Source organism: Paenarthrobacter sp. NEAU-H11 (assembly GCF_050573415.1).
In the GTDB taxonomy this organism is placed as follows: Bacteria; Actinomycetota; Actinomycetes; order Actinomycetales; family Micrococcaceae; genus Arthrobacter.
In genome coordinates this window covers 35,777-50,045 of sequence record NZ_JBNZGA010000016.1, presented here as the reverse complement: position 1 = coordinate 50,045, position 14,269 = coordinate 35,777, and the positions used below count along the sequence as shown (strand labels likewise).

Genomic DNA, 14,269 nt, shown 5'->3' with positions numbered 1-14,269 from the left:
GCACTTCCCACGTGAACGGTGGTGTGGCGGGCAGGTCCGGCTACACCACCGTCAGGGTAACGACTGATCCCTCCGGAACCTCCTTGTTAACCGGATCCTGGTCCCGGACCGTGCCGAAGAAGCCGCCCAGGATATTGTTCACGCGTACCTGGAAGCCCAGGCCCTCCAAGGCCTTCCGGGCATCAGCGGCCTGCTTGCCGATGAAGCTGGGCACCTGCACCATCCGGGGTCCCTTGGAAATGGTCAGCGTGACGGTGCCGCCGCGGGTAAGCGTTCCGGTAGCCGGAGCCTGGCTGACAACCGCGCCCTTCGGGACGTCCCTGCTGAACACTTCCTCGCGCGCAACCTCAGCCGTGAGGCCGGCCTCCTCGATGGCATCAACGGCATCCTTCTCGTCCTGGCCCACCACCGAAGGGACAGGAATGGGCTCGGGACCCTTTGAAACCACCAGGCTGACGGGCGTGCCATGCCGGACGGCCGTACCGGGAGCGGGGTCCTGGGACAGGACTGTGCCGGCAGGGACCTTCTCATGAAACTGTTCCGTCACCGGGCCGAGCGCCATTTCCGCCGCGTTGAGGCCAGTCTTGGCCTGCTCCAGGGTGCCGCCGGCCAGCTTCGGCAGCGGGAACAGCTGGGGACCCTTGGAAACAAGTAGCGAGACCGGCTGGAACTTGCGGATTTCGGCGCCCGCCGCGGGTTCGCTGCCCACCACGAGGCCTGAGGGCACGTCGTCGTCGAAAATGTCCTTGGTGGTGGACCGGAACCCGGCCTCGTCCAGGAGCTGCTGTGCCTGCGCCACTGTCTTGTTGGCCACGGAAGGGATGGTGGCGGCGGCGCCCGGGCCCATGCCGAAGAACCAGCCCGCCCCGGTTGCCAGGAGGGCAGCAATCAGCAGGACAACTATCCACAGGATTCCCCGGCGGCGCGGGCTGCCCTCACGCAGCGTACGGGCCGGGGTGGCGGCCGCACGGGCCCGTGCCCTCTCGTCCTCCTTGTCCGCCTTGCGCTGGGCGCGCTTGCCCAGCGTCGGAGGCGGTGGAGACCACGGCTCGACATCGTCGCCGGGCGGTGTGAGGGTGTGCCGGGCAGCTTCGGGTTGGGCAGGACCGGCGTAACGAGGCTGGCCCTGTGACGGCGGGTAGGCGGGCGCAGCCGGCTTGCCAAACGGCATCACAGTTGTTGGATTGTTGGCCCGGCCGATTACCTCTGTGGGGTTCTGGTGGCCAGGATCCTGGAACCGCCCGGGATCGGTGGGCGGTGCGGGAACCTGGGAGTGGGCCATGGCGCCTCCGGCCGCAGCCGCCGGCGGATGCAGGTCCAGCTCCGCATCGGTGAGGTTGGTCCGGATATGCCGAAGCTCCTGGAGCAGCGCGTTCCCGTCCACGGGCCGGTTTTCCGGATCATTGGAGGTGCACCACTGCACCAGCTCGTCCACTTCAGCAGCCAGTCCGGGAACCAGGGCCGAAGGCGGTCCCACTGTCCCGTTCACATGCTGGTACGCCACCTGGATGGGGACATCGCCGTTAAACGGCTGCTGCCCCGTGAGCATTTCGAACAGCATGATGCCCACGGAATAGATGTCGCTGCGCGCGTCCGCCGGCTTTCCAAGGACGAGCTCTGGGGGGAGGTAGGCAACTGTTCCGAGCAGGGCGCCGGTGCTCGTGGAAGTGGTGACGGCGCGTGCCAGCCCGAAATCTCCAATTTTGATCCGTCCATCGTCGGAAATCAGGACGTTTTCCGGTTTGACGTCACGATGGATGAAGCCGGCGGCATGCGCAGCGCCTAGTCCTTCAACCACCGGGTCGATCAGCGCGAGGGCAAGTCGGGGCGGCAGCGCACCCTTCTCGGCGATGACGTCACGAAGGGTGTGGCCCCTGATGTATTCCATGACCAGATACGCGGTGCGGCCGTCGTTCCCCTGGTCGAGCACCCCCACTACATGGGGGTGGGACAACCTGGCTGCTGCCTTCGCCTCCCGCCCCAGCCTGCCCAGGAAATTCTCGTCTGCCGAAAGGTGCGGATGCAGCACCTTGAGCGCCACGTCCCGTTCCAACCGCTGGTCCGTGGCCAGGTAGACAGTGGACATTCCGCCCCGCGCAAGCTTGGACCTGACGGCATACCGGTTGTCCACCAGTGTCCCAACAAGGGGGTCTGACACGTGTTCCTGCACCCTTCGATCCTAGTCCCCGCAATGAAACGGGCCCGAACCGTTGCCGGTCCGGACCCGTGTCAAATCTTCCTGCGTGCCGGCTGCGGGTGGTGCCGGGCGGTGCAGGTCAGCCGAAGTTCTTCTGGTGGGCCTTGATGGCGGCGACGTAGGCCTTGGTGTCGTCGTACATCCCGTATTTGCTCACTGAGTATTGGCCCTGGTAGTAGCCCGCAATGGCAGTGTCCGTGTCCTTGCTGGTGGCGAGGAGACGGCGGATGATGGCGACGCCGGCCGTTGCATTGTCGTAGGGGTCCAGGAGGTTCAGCTTGCGCCCCACCAGATCCGATGCCCACTGCCCGGAGCTCGGGATGACCTGCATGGTTCCGATGGCGTTCGCCGGAGACACTGCGCGCTGGTCAAACCCGGATTCCTGGTGCGCAAATGCAAGGGCGAGCGAGGGTTCCACGCCCATCCTGCGCGCGGTGTCAGCCACGATGTTCCGCATTTCGCTGCGGGAGGGCACCGGAGAGGCGTTCAACAGGGCTTTGTTCTCGTTGGCCGAGCTGACCACCGCAGAAGGGTAACTGAATCCGAGGAATGAACTTGGGACGAGGGGCGTCACTGAGGCAGCCGGCTGCGGGGCCGCCGGCTGGGCCGAGGCTCCAGGGATGGCCAGTTTGTTGCCCGGGTAGATGACACTGGTCATGCTCAGGCGGTTGGCAGAGAGCAATTCGGAGAGTTTTACGCCGTGGCGCGTGGCGATGGCCGAAAGGGTATCTCCGGCTTTCACCGTGTAGGAGCCGGAAGCCGGCGCCGGAGCCGGAGCCGCCGGTACCGGCGCAGCCGGCGCGGACGTTGAGGCCAGGCCTGCCGAAGCAGGAGCGGCAGCGGGGGCCGGGGCAGTTTCGCCGGCGCCCACCTTGATCTTCTGGCCCGGGTAGATGATGGAGCGCATGCTGAGGTTGTTCCAGGCAAATACGTCAGCCAGGCCCACGTTATGCCGGGCCGCAATGGCGCCCAGCGTGTCGCCTGCCTTGACGGTATAGGTGGCACCGGATGCCGCGGCGGGAGCGGGAGCGGCAGGTGCAGGAGCGGCAGCGGGGGCGGCCGGCGCAGCGGCTGAGCCTGAGAGCTTGATCTTCTGGCCCGGGTAAATGATGGTGTTCGGCTGGAGGTTGTTCAGTTTCAGGATGTCAGCGGTGTTGAGGCCGAACTTTCCAGCGATCGCACTGATGGTATCGCCGCGCGCAATGGTGTACTCGGCGGGCGCCTGCGGCTGGGTAGGCCTAAAGGCGGCCGGGATGGCAGTGGACACGGCGGAGGCGGGGATGACCGCCGCAGTGGCTTTTGCAGCCTGGGCTTTCATGGCTGCGGCAAGCGTTCCCGGGATGGCACGGACTGGTTGCACGGCTGCAGCGGGCTGGGCCAAGGCCAAGGATGACAATACAACCGCTGGCAACGCCGCAGTGGTGGCAGCAAGCATTGGCAGGCTCGGCTTGGGGGGCTGCTTGTGCGAGCGGGACATCGTCATGGAAAGAATCCTCTTCTCAACTGCGGGCGCGGGCGGGGTGCCGCTGTCATTTCTCGATACTACTGTTACTGCTGTTAATTTTGTTACGTATGTGGTCAATGAGAATCTCTCACGGATTTCGAAATAGCACAAGAATTCCGGGAATGGCCGCAAGGAAGAATTCCGGGTGTGTCTGCAGGTCAGGAGCGCCCTATAGGGGTATCGACTAGGCGGCAGGGCGCACAGCGTGGCAACCTTGATCCGTGAGTAATGTAGAAGAGCTTGTGGGCGAATGGTTGCCCCTACCCGACGTCGCCCGTTTATTGGATGTTTCCATCACCAGGGTTCACAGCCTGCTTGATGAGCGTGCCCTTGCGGCATTGCGTGTCGGGGAACGAAGAATCCGTTCCGTGCCGGCCGAGTTTATCCAGGACGGCCAGGTTGTAGACAGCCTCAAGGGCACGATTGTTGTCCTGGCTGACGCCGGGTATTCCGATGAGGACCTGATCGTTTGGCTCTTTACCCCGGATGAATCGCTGCGGGGACGGCCCATTGACGCCCTGCGCGAGGGCCGCAAAACGGAAATCAGGCGACGGGCCCAAACCCTCGCCTGGTAAACCACTGGCCGGGGATGTTCGGCAACACCAAAAGCCCGCCATCCCCGGCCAACAAAGCGTGGTTGCTCAGGAGGCGCGGCTGACTGTAGCTTCAGCCAGCCTCCGCAGGGCGGTTTTCGGCAGTTCGTCCAGGGGGAGCGATTCAAGCGCCTCGAATGCGGCCGCCCCAAATTCATTGATGAGGACTTCGGTGGCCGCCAACGCACCGGATTCCTCGATAATGCGCCGGAGTTCAAGGATGTCCTCTTCGGAGAGGTCCGGGCTGCCAAGCCTGGCATCGATGAAGGCAGACTCGGCTGCCGATGCCTGGTCCAGCGCCAGGGCAACCAGCACAGTGCGCTTTCCTTCCCGCAAATCGTCCCCGGCAGGCTTGCCGGTTGTCAGCGGATCACCGAAGACACCCAGCACGTCGTCCCGGAGTTGGAAGGCTTCGCCCAAGGGCAACGCAAAAGCGGAGTAGCCGCGGAGCAGCTCATCCGAGGCTCCTGCCAATGCTCCACCCAGGGCCAGTGGATGCTCCGTGGAGTATTTTGCGGACTTGAACCGGATGATGGACTGTGCGCGGGTAACGGCCCCGGCCCGGTCCCTTACCGGACCGGCAACTTCTTCCAGGATGTCCAGGTACTGGCCGGCCATCACCTCCGCCCGCATGAGGTTGAAAATCAGCCTGGCCCTGGTGCCGGCGGCTGCCCGCTCGCCAATGTCCGTGAACGCCTCTTCGCTGAAGGAGAGGCACAGGTCACCTGTCAGGATTGCCGCCGCGTGCCCGAACCGTTCGCTGTCCAGCGCCCAGCCCCGCGACCCGTGCAGTTCGCTGAAACGGCGGTGGACGCTTGGGCCGCCCCGCCTGGTATCCGACCGGTCGATGATGTCGTCGTGGATCAGGGCCGCCGCCTGGAACAATTCCAGTGCGGCGCCTGCGGTCACCACCTGTTGCGCGGCGGGCTGTCCGCCCGCGCCTCGCCAGCCCCAGTAGCACATCAGCGCGCGCAGGCGCTTACCGCCCGTGACCAGGTTGGAGATGGAACCCATGAGGGGTTCGATATCCGGAGAGATGCCGGACATGATGGACTGCCGGGAGGTGAGGAACCCCGTCAGCTCGCCGGCAACCGCCGCAACGAAGTCTGCCTGTTCATTCCTCAGCTGTTCCGCTGCCGTCACTTGGCGGACTCAGCTGCCACGTTGGCGCCGATGGTGAATGTGGCAACGCCCGAAGCTTCAACCACCGAGAGGTTGACCGTTTCGTTGTCCCCGCGGACAAAGTCCTTGGACGCCACTGCTCCCACGGCTTCGCCAGGAACTGCCTTGAAGCCCTGCCCTTCAAGGGCCTTGGTGTAATAGTCCACAACCGCAGCGGTGGGGGCTGCGATGCTTCCCACCAGGGCGGCAGTGGCGGGGGCTGACGCCTTGTCAAAGCTGCTCGATACCACCTTGGCTCCCGGCATAAGGGGAAGGAGCTGCTGCGGGAAGCCCTCCACCACCGCCCCGACGGTCGCCGAGGTATTGGGCGACGCGGAGGGGCTGGGGGAAGCTGTGATGGTTGATCCGGCAGTTCCCGGAGTCGAAGCGGAGGCAGAAGGATCCGGGGCTGCTGACGGAGTCGGGCTGCAGGCTGCAAGCAGCAAAGCCGCGCCGGCAGCGAATACTGCCAACCCTGCTGGCTTAAGGTTTCCAAAGACCGTCACAGGGACATTCCTCCTGGTGTTGATGCCGGATTCAGCCTCCAGTTTAGTCAGTACAAAACGGATAGGATTGCAGCCGTGGGGCCCGAAGGTAAGAACCAGCCGCCCGGAGCGCGCCTTCCGGGACGCAGGCGCAAGTGCATCATGCACGTGGACATGGATGCCTTCTATGTCTCGGTGGAGCTGCGGACCCGTCCTGAACTCATGGGCAGGCCCGTCATCGTCGGGTTCCCCGCGGACCGTTCCGTGGTCCTCTCAGCCTCCTACGAAGCCAGGGCATTCGGCGTGAAGTCGGCCATGCCGATGGCCGTGGCCGCCCGTATGTGCCCCCACGCGGTCATCATCGAACCGCGCCACAAGCTGTACTACGAAGTGTCCGCCCAGCTGATGGGCATTTTCGAATCCATTACGGAGCTCGTCGAACCCCTCAGCGTCGATGAGGCCTTCCTCGACGTCACCGGCGCCATCAGGCGCCTGGGTGCGCCGAAGGGAATTGGGGAAATGATCCGGCGGCAGGTTAGCTCTGAGCTGGGCATCACGGCGTCGGTGGGGATAGCGGAATCAAAATTCGTGGCGAAAATTGCCTCCACCCGCTGCAAGCCGGACGGACTGCTCATGATCGCGCCCGATGAGACCGTGCCGTATCTTCATAGCCTGCCGGTCGGCGCCCTGTGGGGAGTAGGTGCCAAGACGGCGGAGGTGCTCGCGAGGATGGGCATCAGGACCGTTGCGGACGTGGCGGCAACGCCGGTCTCTTCCCTGAAGAAGATGCTGGGCGCCACGGGGGAGCACGTCCACCAGCTTTCCTGGGGCATAGACCCCCGGCCCGTCACCCCGGTCCGGCTGGAGAAGAGTATCGGGGCGGAAGAAACGTTTGCCGTTGACACCGCCGACGACGCCCTGCTCCACCGGGAACTGCTGCGCCTCTCCCACCGCACGGCCGCGCGCCTGAGGAGTTCAGGTATGGTGGCCCGGACCGTCGCCCTGAAGCTCCGGTTCGCGGACTTCTCCACCATCACGCGCAGCAGGACGGTCCAGACTCCCGTGGACAGCGCCCAGCTGATCTACGCAGTCGCCCTGCAGCTGCTCGAGTCCGTGGGGGACAGGGCAATGACCGTTCGGCTTGTGGGGGTGCGCGCCGAGCAGCTCGAAGACGCTGCCCGGACCTCGCTTCAGCTCAGCATCGACCGGCGGGACGACAACTGGCGGGCGGCTGAGCAGGCACTCGACGAAGTGGCACGCAAATTCGGCAGCAAGTCCGTCCTTCCCGCCCGCCTCATGGAGCCCGGAAACACCCCCGAATAACGGCCGCCGGAAGCCTTGGCGGGGCCGCCGCCAAAGTCTTTTCCGTCTTTCAGAACAGCCCTCGACAAACTATCCTTAGATATACATAGTTTTCGAGTGACTGGACTTACTGCCGGACCCTCTTGGACATGCTCCCGCTCCTGCGACGGCATGCCGGGTTACCGATTTCCGCTTTTGCCGGCGGAGCGGGAACCTCTTAGGCATAACAGCCGTTAAGGGTGCAGAAGTAGTGGCTGGGATCAGCCCGGACGTTGGCCTACAAAAGGAGGTCGTGATGCCGCTGTCGGAGCACGAACAGAAGCTGCTTGAGCAGCTGGAGAAGCAGCTTCACGAGGACGACCCGAAGTTCGCGAATTCCATGGGTTCAGACCCGGGGCGTTCATGGTCCACGAGGCACGTGGTGATTGGCGTCCTCTGCGCCCTGGCTGGCGTCTTCCTGCTACTCGTGGGTGTCACTCTCCAAAACATCTTCGTCGGAGTCCTGGGCTTTGTGGTGATGGGCGGCGGCGTCTATTTCGCCACCATGCGGAGCAGTTCGGCCGGGGCGAAGCCGGGATCCAAGGCCGGCGGCCGAAAGCCGGGGAAGTCCAGGAGTTCCTTTATGAGCAGCCTTGAGGAACGGTGGGATGAAAGGCGCAGGGGAGAACCCTAAACGCCTCCCGCCGAATTACTCCCGGCACCTCCACTTTGCTCCCTGTTGGAGGGGGCAGGCGAAAAGACCCGCACTTTGCGGGTCTTTTCGCATTTAAGCGCGCCCGATAAATACGGCCCGAATTGAAGAACGTCGTGGATGCGGCGCATTCCGGGCGATCACCAGCAGTTTTGCCGGCAGGTGATGCCGGCGCCAGGAACTTGCCGTCAGCCCGTGGGGCAAAAGTCCTCCACTTCCCACCACCGGCAGGAATCCCTGCAATTCCGGCGTTCTTTTCCCATAAATAACCTGCCATCGGGCCGCGTTCGCGTTGACTGTGGGGGAAAGTGGAGTAATGTGGAGGACATAAGAGGGTGGTTGCAACATAGGGGATGTGCAGTTCCTGACAGCGGACAGGCGGTGGGCCAGTGTTTCTGGGCACTCACTCGCCACGTCTGGATGAAAAGGGACGGATCATTCTCCCCGCAAAGTTCCGGGAGGAACTTGCCAGCGGGCTGGTGCTCACAAGGGGCCAGGAACGTTGCATCTACGTCTTCAGCGAGAAGGAATTTGCGCGGGTCCACGAGCAAATGCGGGAGGCGCCAATCTCCTCTAAGCAGGCACGCGACTATATCCGCGTCTTTCTCTCTGGAGCCTCTGACGAGGTACCTGACAAGCAGGGGCGCGTTACCATTCCACCCGCGCTCCGGGAATACGCAGGCCTCGGCAGGGAACTCGCCGTGATAGGCGCCGGATCCCGGGCCGAGATCTGGGACGCCCAGGCTTGGAATGAATACCTCGCGGAGAAGGAAACAGCCTTCTCTGAAACTGATGACCCCATTCCGGGCATTCTCTGACCGGAACAGGACAGCAGGCAGCTTCTTGGATGAGATCTCCAGCCGCCCATCGGCTGGCCATCCTGGCTCACTTCCCCGGAGCCAGGCTGGCGGACGATAGGCGCGGATGGGGATCTGGTCCCAGAAGCCACCACAAGGTGACACCAACGGCGAGAAAGGACGAGGCATGAACGAACACCCCAAGCCAACGTCCGAACGCCATGTGCCGGTCCTGCGGGACCGGTGCATCAATTTGTTGGCACCTGGATTCGAGGCGGCCAGGCTCCGCGGCGAAACGCCGGTGGCCGTCGACGCGACCCTGGGCATGGGCGGCCACTCCGAGGCCATGCTGCAGCGCTTTCCGGACCTGCACCTCATCGGCATAGACAGGGACGAGGAAGCACTCGCCCTCGCCGGGGAGAGGCTGGCCCCTTTCGCCGCCCGCACGGACCTGGTGCACGCCGTTTACGACGAGATAGCGGACGTCCTGGCGGACCTGGGCGTTGCTGAAGTCCACGGAATCCTGATGGACCTCGGAGTGTCATCCCTCCAGTTGGACGAACGCGAACGCGGCTTCGCCTACTCCTTCGACGCCCCGCTGGACATGCGGATGGACACCAGCCGTGGGCAGACCGCGGCAGACGTAGTGAACAACTACAGCGAAGAGGAACTCGTCCGGATCATCCGGAAGTGGGGCGAGGAGAAGTTCGCCGGCCGGATCGCCAACAGGATTGTCACCGCCCGTGCCACCAAGCCCTTCACCACCACCGGAGAACTCGTGGAGCAGATCCGGGCGGTAGTTCCGGCAGCGGCGGCCAAGTCCGGCGGGCACCCCGCCAAGCGCACTTTCCAGGCGCTGCGGATCGAAGTGAACGAAGAACTCGACGTCCTTGAACGCGCCGTGCCTGCCGCCGTCGACTCCTTGGCCCTGGGCGGGCGCATCGTGGTCATGTCCTACCACTCCCTCGAGGACAAGATCGTCAAGAGCGTCCTGCAGGCACGTTCCAAATCCTCAGCTCCGCTCGGGTTCCCGGTGGAGCTGGAAGAACACAAGGCCGAACTTAAGACCCTGACCAAAGGCACCGAGGTGCCCACCGCCGTCGAGATCGCCGAAAACCCGCGCGCTGCATCAGCAAGGCTGCGCGCGGCGGAACGAATCAGAGCCAGGAGAGCTGCATGAGCACCGCTGCCGTCAAGAACTTTCCCGCCGCGTCAGGCAGTTCGGCGGCCGGCAGGGCCCTTCCGGCGCAGACCCCCGCGGACGGCCGGAAGGGCCGGACTCCGCTGTCAGTGGTGCGTACTGTACCCCGCAAGCGCCGCGCACCATTCGTAGTGCTCTGCTTCGCCCTGCTTGCCGTGGCCCTGGTGGCCGTGCTGGTGTTGAACATCTCCGTGTCCACCGCGCAGTACCAGCTGGTGGAGCTGCGGGCACGGCAGAGCACGCTGACCAAGCAGAACCAGGACCTCACCCAGCAGGTGCAGAACTTCGAAGCGCCCCAGAACCTGGCGGCCAAAGCTTCGGAGCTCGGTATGGTGGCCTCCACGGTCAAGGGCCAGATCGACCTGTCCACCCTGACGGTCACGGGCAAGGCGACACCGGCAGTTAAGGGCGGTCCCGCCGGGGCCGTTATTCCCGCACCTGCCGTGGCAGGGCAGCTGATTGTGGTTCCGCCGGCAACCAGGGGTGAACCGCTGGCAAGCCGCAAACCGGCAGAGGCGGGAGCCCAGGGTGCTGCAGCGGCTGATGCTGCGGGCTCCAAAGCAGCGACCCCGGATGCGGCCACGCCTGCCGGTCCACCTGCCGGCCTTCCCGCAGCGGCTGCCGCAGCGGCTGCTGCAGCAGTGGAGCTCCACGGCGGATCCGTCCCCGCACCCGAGCAGAAGGTGCCCGGGCAGTAAAACGGCAGGTCTGACAGGCAGCAGGGTCGAGCAGCAAGGAATTTCACGGTGGCGCAGAGGTCCGGCAAGGCAGTCAACAGCAAAGTGCCCAATGCCACCAAGCGCTTGCGCCTGGGGCTTGGCATCATGCTGACGCTCCTGTTGGTGGTGGGCGGCAAACTCTTCCTCGTCCAGGGGCTCGATGTAGGGGGCATGGCGGAAGCCGCCCTCAACAGCCGGATGAAACAGACCGTCCTGCCGGCGGAACGGGGCAGCATCCTGGACTCCCGGGGCACCGTGCTGGCCAACAGCGTGATCCGCTACAACGTGGTGGTGGACCAGCGGGTCAACACAAAAACGGAGACTTTCAAGCGCCTGGACGACGCCAAGGAGAAGCTGGTTGATGTCAGCCGGGAACAGGGGCTGACGGAACTGGCGGCTGCCCTGGGCATGGAGAAGGACGCCATCCGCGAGGCCGTCACCGGGCAGCAGCCGTATTACATCGTGGCCAAGGACGTAAAGCCCGATGTCGAGGACCGCATCTCGCAGCTCCAGATTCCCGGCATCGTGACCGAAGGCATCAGCAAGCGCGTCTATCCCAACGGGTCGGTTGCCGGCGGGATCATCGGCTTCCTCCAGGACGGCACCACCGGCCAGGCCGGCATTGAACAGACCCAGGACGAACTCCTGAAGGGCTCGGACGGCAAACGGCTCTTTGAGATCGGTGCGGACGGCCTGCGGATCCCCGTGGGGGTTGACGAACTGACGCCCCCGCAGGACGGGAAGGACGTTAAGCTCACCCTCAACTCGGACCTCCAGTACTTCGCCCAGCAGGCGATCCAGAGCCAGTCGGACAAACTGGGCGCCGAGTGGGGCGTCATCATCGTGATGGACGTCAAGACGGGCAACCTGGTTGCCATGGCCGACACCAATTCGCCGGATCCGAATGACCCTGGCCGGGTAGCGGCCAAGGACCGCGGCGTCCGTGCCGTTACGGCCGCCTACGAGCCCGGTTCGGTTGAGAAGATGATGACGGCGGCGGCGCTCATCGAAGAGGGCAAAGCCAAGCCGCTGGACACGTTCACCCTCGGACCCACCTACACGGTGGACGGGCAGACCTTCAGTGACTCCTTTGCCCATGGAACCGAGGAGCGGACCCTGGCCGGCATCCTGGGCTATTCGATGAACACCGGCACCGTCATGGCCGGGCAGCGCCTGAGCAAGGAACAGCGCTACGAGTGGCTGAAGAAGTTCGGGGTGGGCGAAGCCCCGGACATCGGACTGCCGGCCACTGCCTCCGGCATCCTGACGCCCTGGGAACAGTGGGACGGCCGGCAGGAATATACAGTCCTGTTCGGGCAGGGCGTTTCGCAGTCCACCCTGCAGACAGTGCGCGCGTTCCAGTCCATCGCGAACAATGGCGTGATGCTCCAGCCCCGCCTGATCGACTCCTATGTCTCCGCTGACGGAACAGAGGAAAAGGTTCCGGCCGCGGAGCCCCGGCAGATCGTTTCCGAGGACACCGCCCAGCAGGTCCAGGACATCCTCGAAAGCGCAGTCACCGAGGGCCAGATCAAGGACGCGGCCATCGACGGGTACCGGGTGGGAGCCAAGACGGGCACCTCCGAGTCTCCCTGCGACGACGGCAAGTCCGGGTTCTGCGGCTACACGGCCTCAATGGTGGGCATGGCACCCATGGATGATCCGCGGTTTATTGTGGAGGTGGTACTCCAGCGGCCCAAGGGCAGCATCTACGGGATTACCAACGGGCCGGTCTTCCGGTCGGTCATGAGCCAGGCACTGCGGACCTACAACGTCCAGCCGTCCACGGGCGAGCCGGCCAGACTGCCCCAGTTCGCCAAGTAACACCCCGGCAGCATCCGGAGCAGCCGCCGCTGCTACGGTTCATCCATGCCGGACACGGTCCACTAGCACCATCGGAGATCCCTTGTCAGAGTTCAACCCGTCCCACCATCATGCAGCCCCGCAGGGACAAGCCCCGCAGGGACAAGCACAGGACGAACAAGCACAGGACGAACAAGCCCTGCAAGGACCCGCACGGCTGGGACCGGACCAGCCCCGCTTCCGGCCGTCCGCCGTTGATGCCGTCCGGCTGGACAGCATCGGCGAGGCGGTCGGCGTCGTAGTTCCGGGAGCCTCCGCTGACGTGGCGGTGACCGGCATCTCCCTGAACTCCCGGACGGTTGAACCGGGTGACCTGTACGTCGCCCTTCCGGGCGCAACCCGGCACGGCGCCGACTTCGCTGCCCAGGCCATTGCGGCGGGAGCGGCGGCCATTGTGACGGACGACGCCGGTGCCCGCCTCCTGGCCTTGTCCTCCGACACGTCGGTTCCGGTGCTGGTGGTCGATGCCCCGCGGAACGTGGTGGGCCCGCTGTCCGCCATGATCTACCGGGGCAGCCAGGAGGGGGCGGCGCTGCAGCTTTTCGGCGTGACGGGCACGAACGGCAAGACCACCACCACCTACTTCATCACCTCGCTGCTGCGGTCGCTGGGCAAAAAGCCGGGCCTGATCGGGACCATCGAGATCCTGGCCGGCGGCGAACCGATTCCGAGCCTCCTGACCACGCCGGAGTCCCCGGAAGTCCACGGGCTGCTGGCACTGATGCGGGAGAAAGGACTTGCTGCGGCCGCGATGGAAGTCTCCTCGCACGCCATCTCCTACCAGCGCGTGGACGGAGTGCAGTTCGACGTTGCAGGGTTCACCAACCTCACCCAGGACCACCTTGACCTGCACCACACCATGGAGGACTACTTCGCCACGAAGGCCGAACTGTTCACGCCCGCCCGCGCGCGGAAGGCCGTGGTGACGGTCGACGACGAATGGGGGCGCCGCCTCGCAGCCAGCACCCAGGTGCCCGTCACCACGCTCGCCACCGTGCCCGGGAACAGTGCCGACTGGACCGTCACGGAGGCAAAGCCCCGCGGGCTTGGCACGGAGTTCACGCTCAGCGGGCCCGGCGGCACTGTCCTGACGGTCCACACGGGGCTTCCCGGGAGCTTCAACGTTGCCAACGCAGCCCTGGCCGCGGTCATGGTCCTTACAGGCGGCGTTGACGCCGCTACGCTGCAGGCGGCCTTGGATGCGGGCGACCCCTTCACGGTGGCCGTCCCGGGGCGCATGCAGCTGGTCTCCGAGCGGCCGGCCGCCGTGGTGGACTTCGCACACAACACGGACGCGCTGGCCAGGGCGCTGGAAGCCGTCCGGTCGGCCGAACCGGAATCCCGGCTGATCGTGGTGTTTGGCGCCACAGGCCAGCGCGACCAGGGCAAACGGCCGGCCATGGGCGCGATGGCGGCCCGGCTTGCGGACACCGTGATCGTCACGGACGACGACCCCCACGACGAGGACGCCGCAGCCATCCGCGCCGACGTCCTCGCAGGGGCGCTGGAAGCCCGGGCCAGTGAGTCCCTGCCCTGCGAGGTGCTGGAGGTTTTCCCCCGCGACAAGGCCATTCAACGAGCCGTGGAACTCGCCCGGCCACAGGACAGCATCCTGGTTGCCGGTCGCGGCCATGAAGTATGGCAGGAGGTGAAAGGCGTCAACCTCGCACTGGATGACAGGGTGGAACTGCGCAGCGCCTTGACAGCCAGGGGATTCAACGTTCTCCAAGACGACCGGATAGAGTCCTAGACCGAG

12 protein-coding genes are annotated in these 14,269 nt (G+C 65.0%); 8 read left to right on the top strand and 4 right to left on the bottom strand.

Annotated features, from left to right (window positions below):
- Positions 1-40: 40 nt before the first annotated feature.
- Both ACQ3DC_RS17420 and ACQ3DC_RS17415 read right to left on the bottom strand, forming a co-directional pair.
- Positions 41-2,170, bottom strand: a complete 2,130-nt coding sequence (locus ACQ3DC_RS17420; protein WP_421093466.1) for a protein kinase domain-containing protein — start codon at positions 2,168-2,170, stop codon at positions 41-43.
- 106 nt (positions 2,171-2,276) lie between these two features.
- The gene (locus ACQ3DC_RS17415; RefSeq protein ID WP_323057395.1) at positions 2,277-3,680 is read right to left on the bottom strand and encodes a LysM peptidoglycan-binding domain-containing protein; all 1,404 of its coding nucleotides are present in this window, start codon (positions 3,678-3,680) and stop codon (positions 2,277-2,279) included.
- Positions 3,681-3,922: 242 nt separating this feature from the next.
- Here ACQ3DC_RS17415 and ACQ3DC_RS17410 point away from each other — a divergent pair, with 242 nt between their 5' ends.
- Positions 3,923-4,276 (top strand): Rv2175c family DNA-binding protein, encoded by a 354-nt coding sequence (locus ACQ3DC_RS17410; RefSeq protein ID WP_321215918.1) that lies wholly within the window; start codon positions 3,923-3,925, stop codon positions 4,274-4,276.
- Positions 4,277-4,342: 66 nt separating this feature from the next.
- On the opposite strand, the gene ACQ3DC_RS17405 is transcribed toward ACQ3DC_RS17410, so the two are convergent.
- The gene (locus tag ACQ3DC_RS17405; protein ID WP_430752826.1) at positions 4,343-5,437 is read right to left on the bottom strand and encodes a polyprenyl synthetase family protein; all 1,095 of its coding nucleotides are present in this window, start codon (positions 5,435-5,437) and stop codon (positions 4,343-4,345) included.
- Positions 5,434-5,961: a hypothetical protein gene (locus ACQ3DC_RS17400; RefSeq protein ID WP_323057394.1), complete on the bottom strand. Its 528-nt coding sequence runs from the start codon at positions 5,959-5,961 to the stop codon at positions 5,434-5,436. Before ACQ3DC_RS17400 ends, ACQ3DC_RS17405 begins: the two co-directional genes overlap by 4 nt.
- 75 nt (positions 5,962-6,036) lie before the next feature.
- Between ACQ3DC_RS17400 and dinB the strand changes: the two genes are divergently transcribed.
- The 7 genes from dinB to ACQ3DC_RS17365 all read left to right on the top strand — a co-directional run bounded on the left by dinB (position 6,037) and on the right by ACQ3DC_RS17365 (position 14,263).
- Positions 6,037-7,263, top strand: coding sequence for a DNA polymerase IV (gene dinB / locus ACQ3DC_RS17395; protein WP_321215921.1), 1,227 nt, complete (start codon positions 6,037-6,039; stop codon positions 7,261-7,263).
- 274 nt (positions 7,264-7,537) lie between these two features.
- On the top strand, positions 7,538-7,915 hold the full coding sequence (locus ACQ3DC_RS17390; protein ID WP_157238514.1) for a DUF3040 domain-containing protein: 378 nt from the start codon (positions 7,538-7,540) through the stop codon (positions 7,913-7,915).
- Positions 7,916-8,322: 407 nt separating this feature from the next.
- Complete coding sequence (gene mraZ, locus ACQ3DC_RS17385; protein WP_009358613.1) at positions 8,323-8,751, top strand: division/cell wall cluster transcriptional repressor MraZ; 429 nt, start codon at positions 8,323-8,325, stop codon at positions 8,749-8,751.
- A 166-nt stretch (positions 8,752-8,917) separates the two neighbouring features.
- Entirely contained in the window at positions 8,918-9,910 is a 993-nt protein-coding gene (gene rsmH, locus ACQ3DC_RS17380; protein WP_323057393.1) for a 16S rRNA (cytosine(1402)-N(4))-methyltransferase RsmH, read from the top strand.
- Entirely contained in the window at positions 9,907-10,629 is a 723-nt protein-coding gene (locus ACQ3DC_RS17375) for a hypothetical protein (RefSeq protein WP_421093464.1), read from the top strand. Before rsmH ends, ACQ3DC_RS17375 begins: the two co-directional genes overlap by 4 nt.
- A 48-nt stretch (positions 10,630-10,677) precedes the next feature.
- Positions 10,678-12,474 (top strand): peptidoglycan D,D-transpeptidase FtsI family protein, encoded by a 1,797-nt coding sequence (locus ACQ3DC_RS17370; RefSeq protein ID WP_370460333.1) that lies wholly within the window; start codon positions 10,678-10,680, stop codon positions 12,472-12,474.
- 178 nt (positions 12,475-12,652) lie between these two features.
- Positions 12,653-14,263, top strand: coding sequence for a UDP-N-acetylmuramoyl-L-alanyl-D-glutamate--2,6-diaminopimelate ligase (locus ACQ3DC_RS17365; RefSeq protein ID WP_430752838.1), 1,611 nt, complete (start codon positions 12,653-12,655; stop codon positions 14,261-14,263).
- Positions 14,264-14,269: the final 6 nt, after the last annotated feature.

Excerpts from the sequence above, each read along its gene's own strand:
- ACQ3DC_RS17375 (WP_421093464.1), top strand. The coding sequence starts at position 9,907 with ATGAGCACCGCTGCCGTCAAGAACTTTCCCGCCGCGTCAGGCAGTTCG.
- rsmH (WP_323057393.1), top strand. The coding sequence starts at position 8,918 with ATGAACGAACACCCCAAGCCAACGTCCGAACGCCATGTGCCGGTCCTG.
- ACQ3DC_RS17390 (WP_157238514.1), top strand. The coding sequence starts at position 7,538 with ATGCCGCTGTCGGAGCACGAACAGAAGCTGCTTGAGCAGCTGGAGAAG.
- ACQ3DC_RS17415 (WP_323057395.1), bottom strand. The coding sequence starts at position 3,680 with ATGACGATGTCCCGCTCGCACAAGCAGCCCCCCAAGCCGAGCCTGCCA.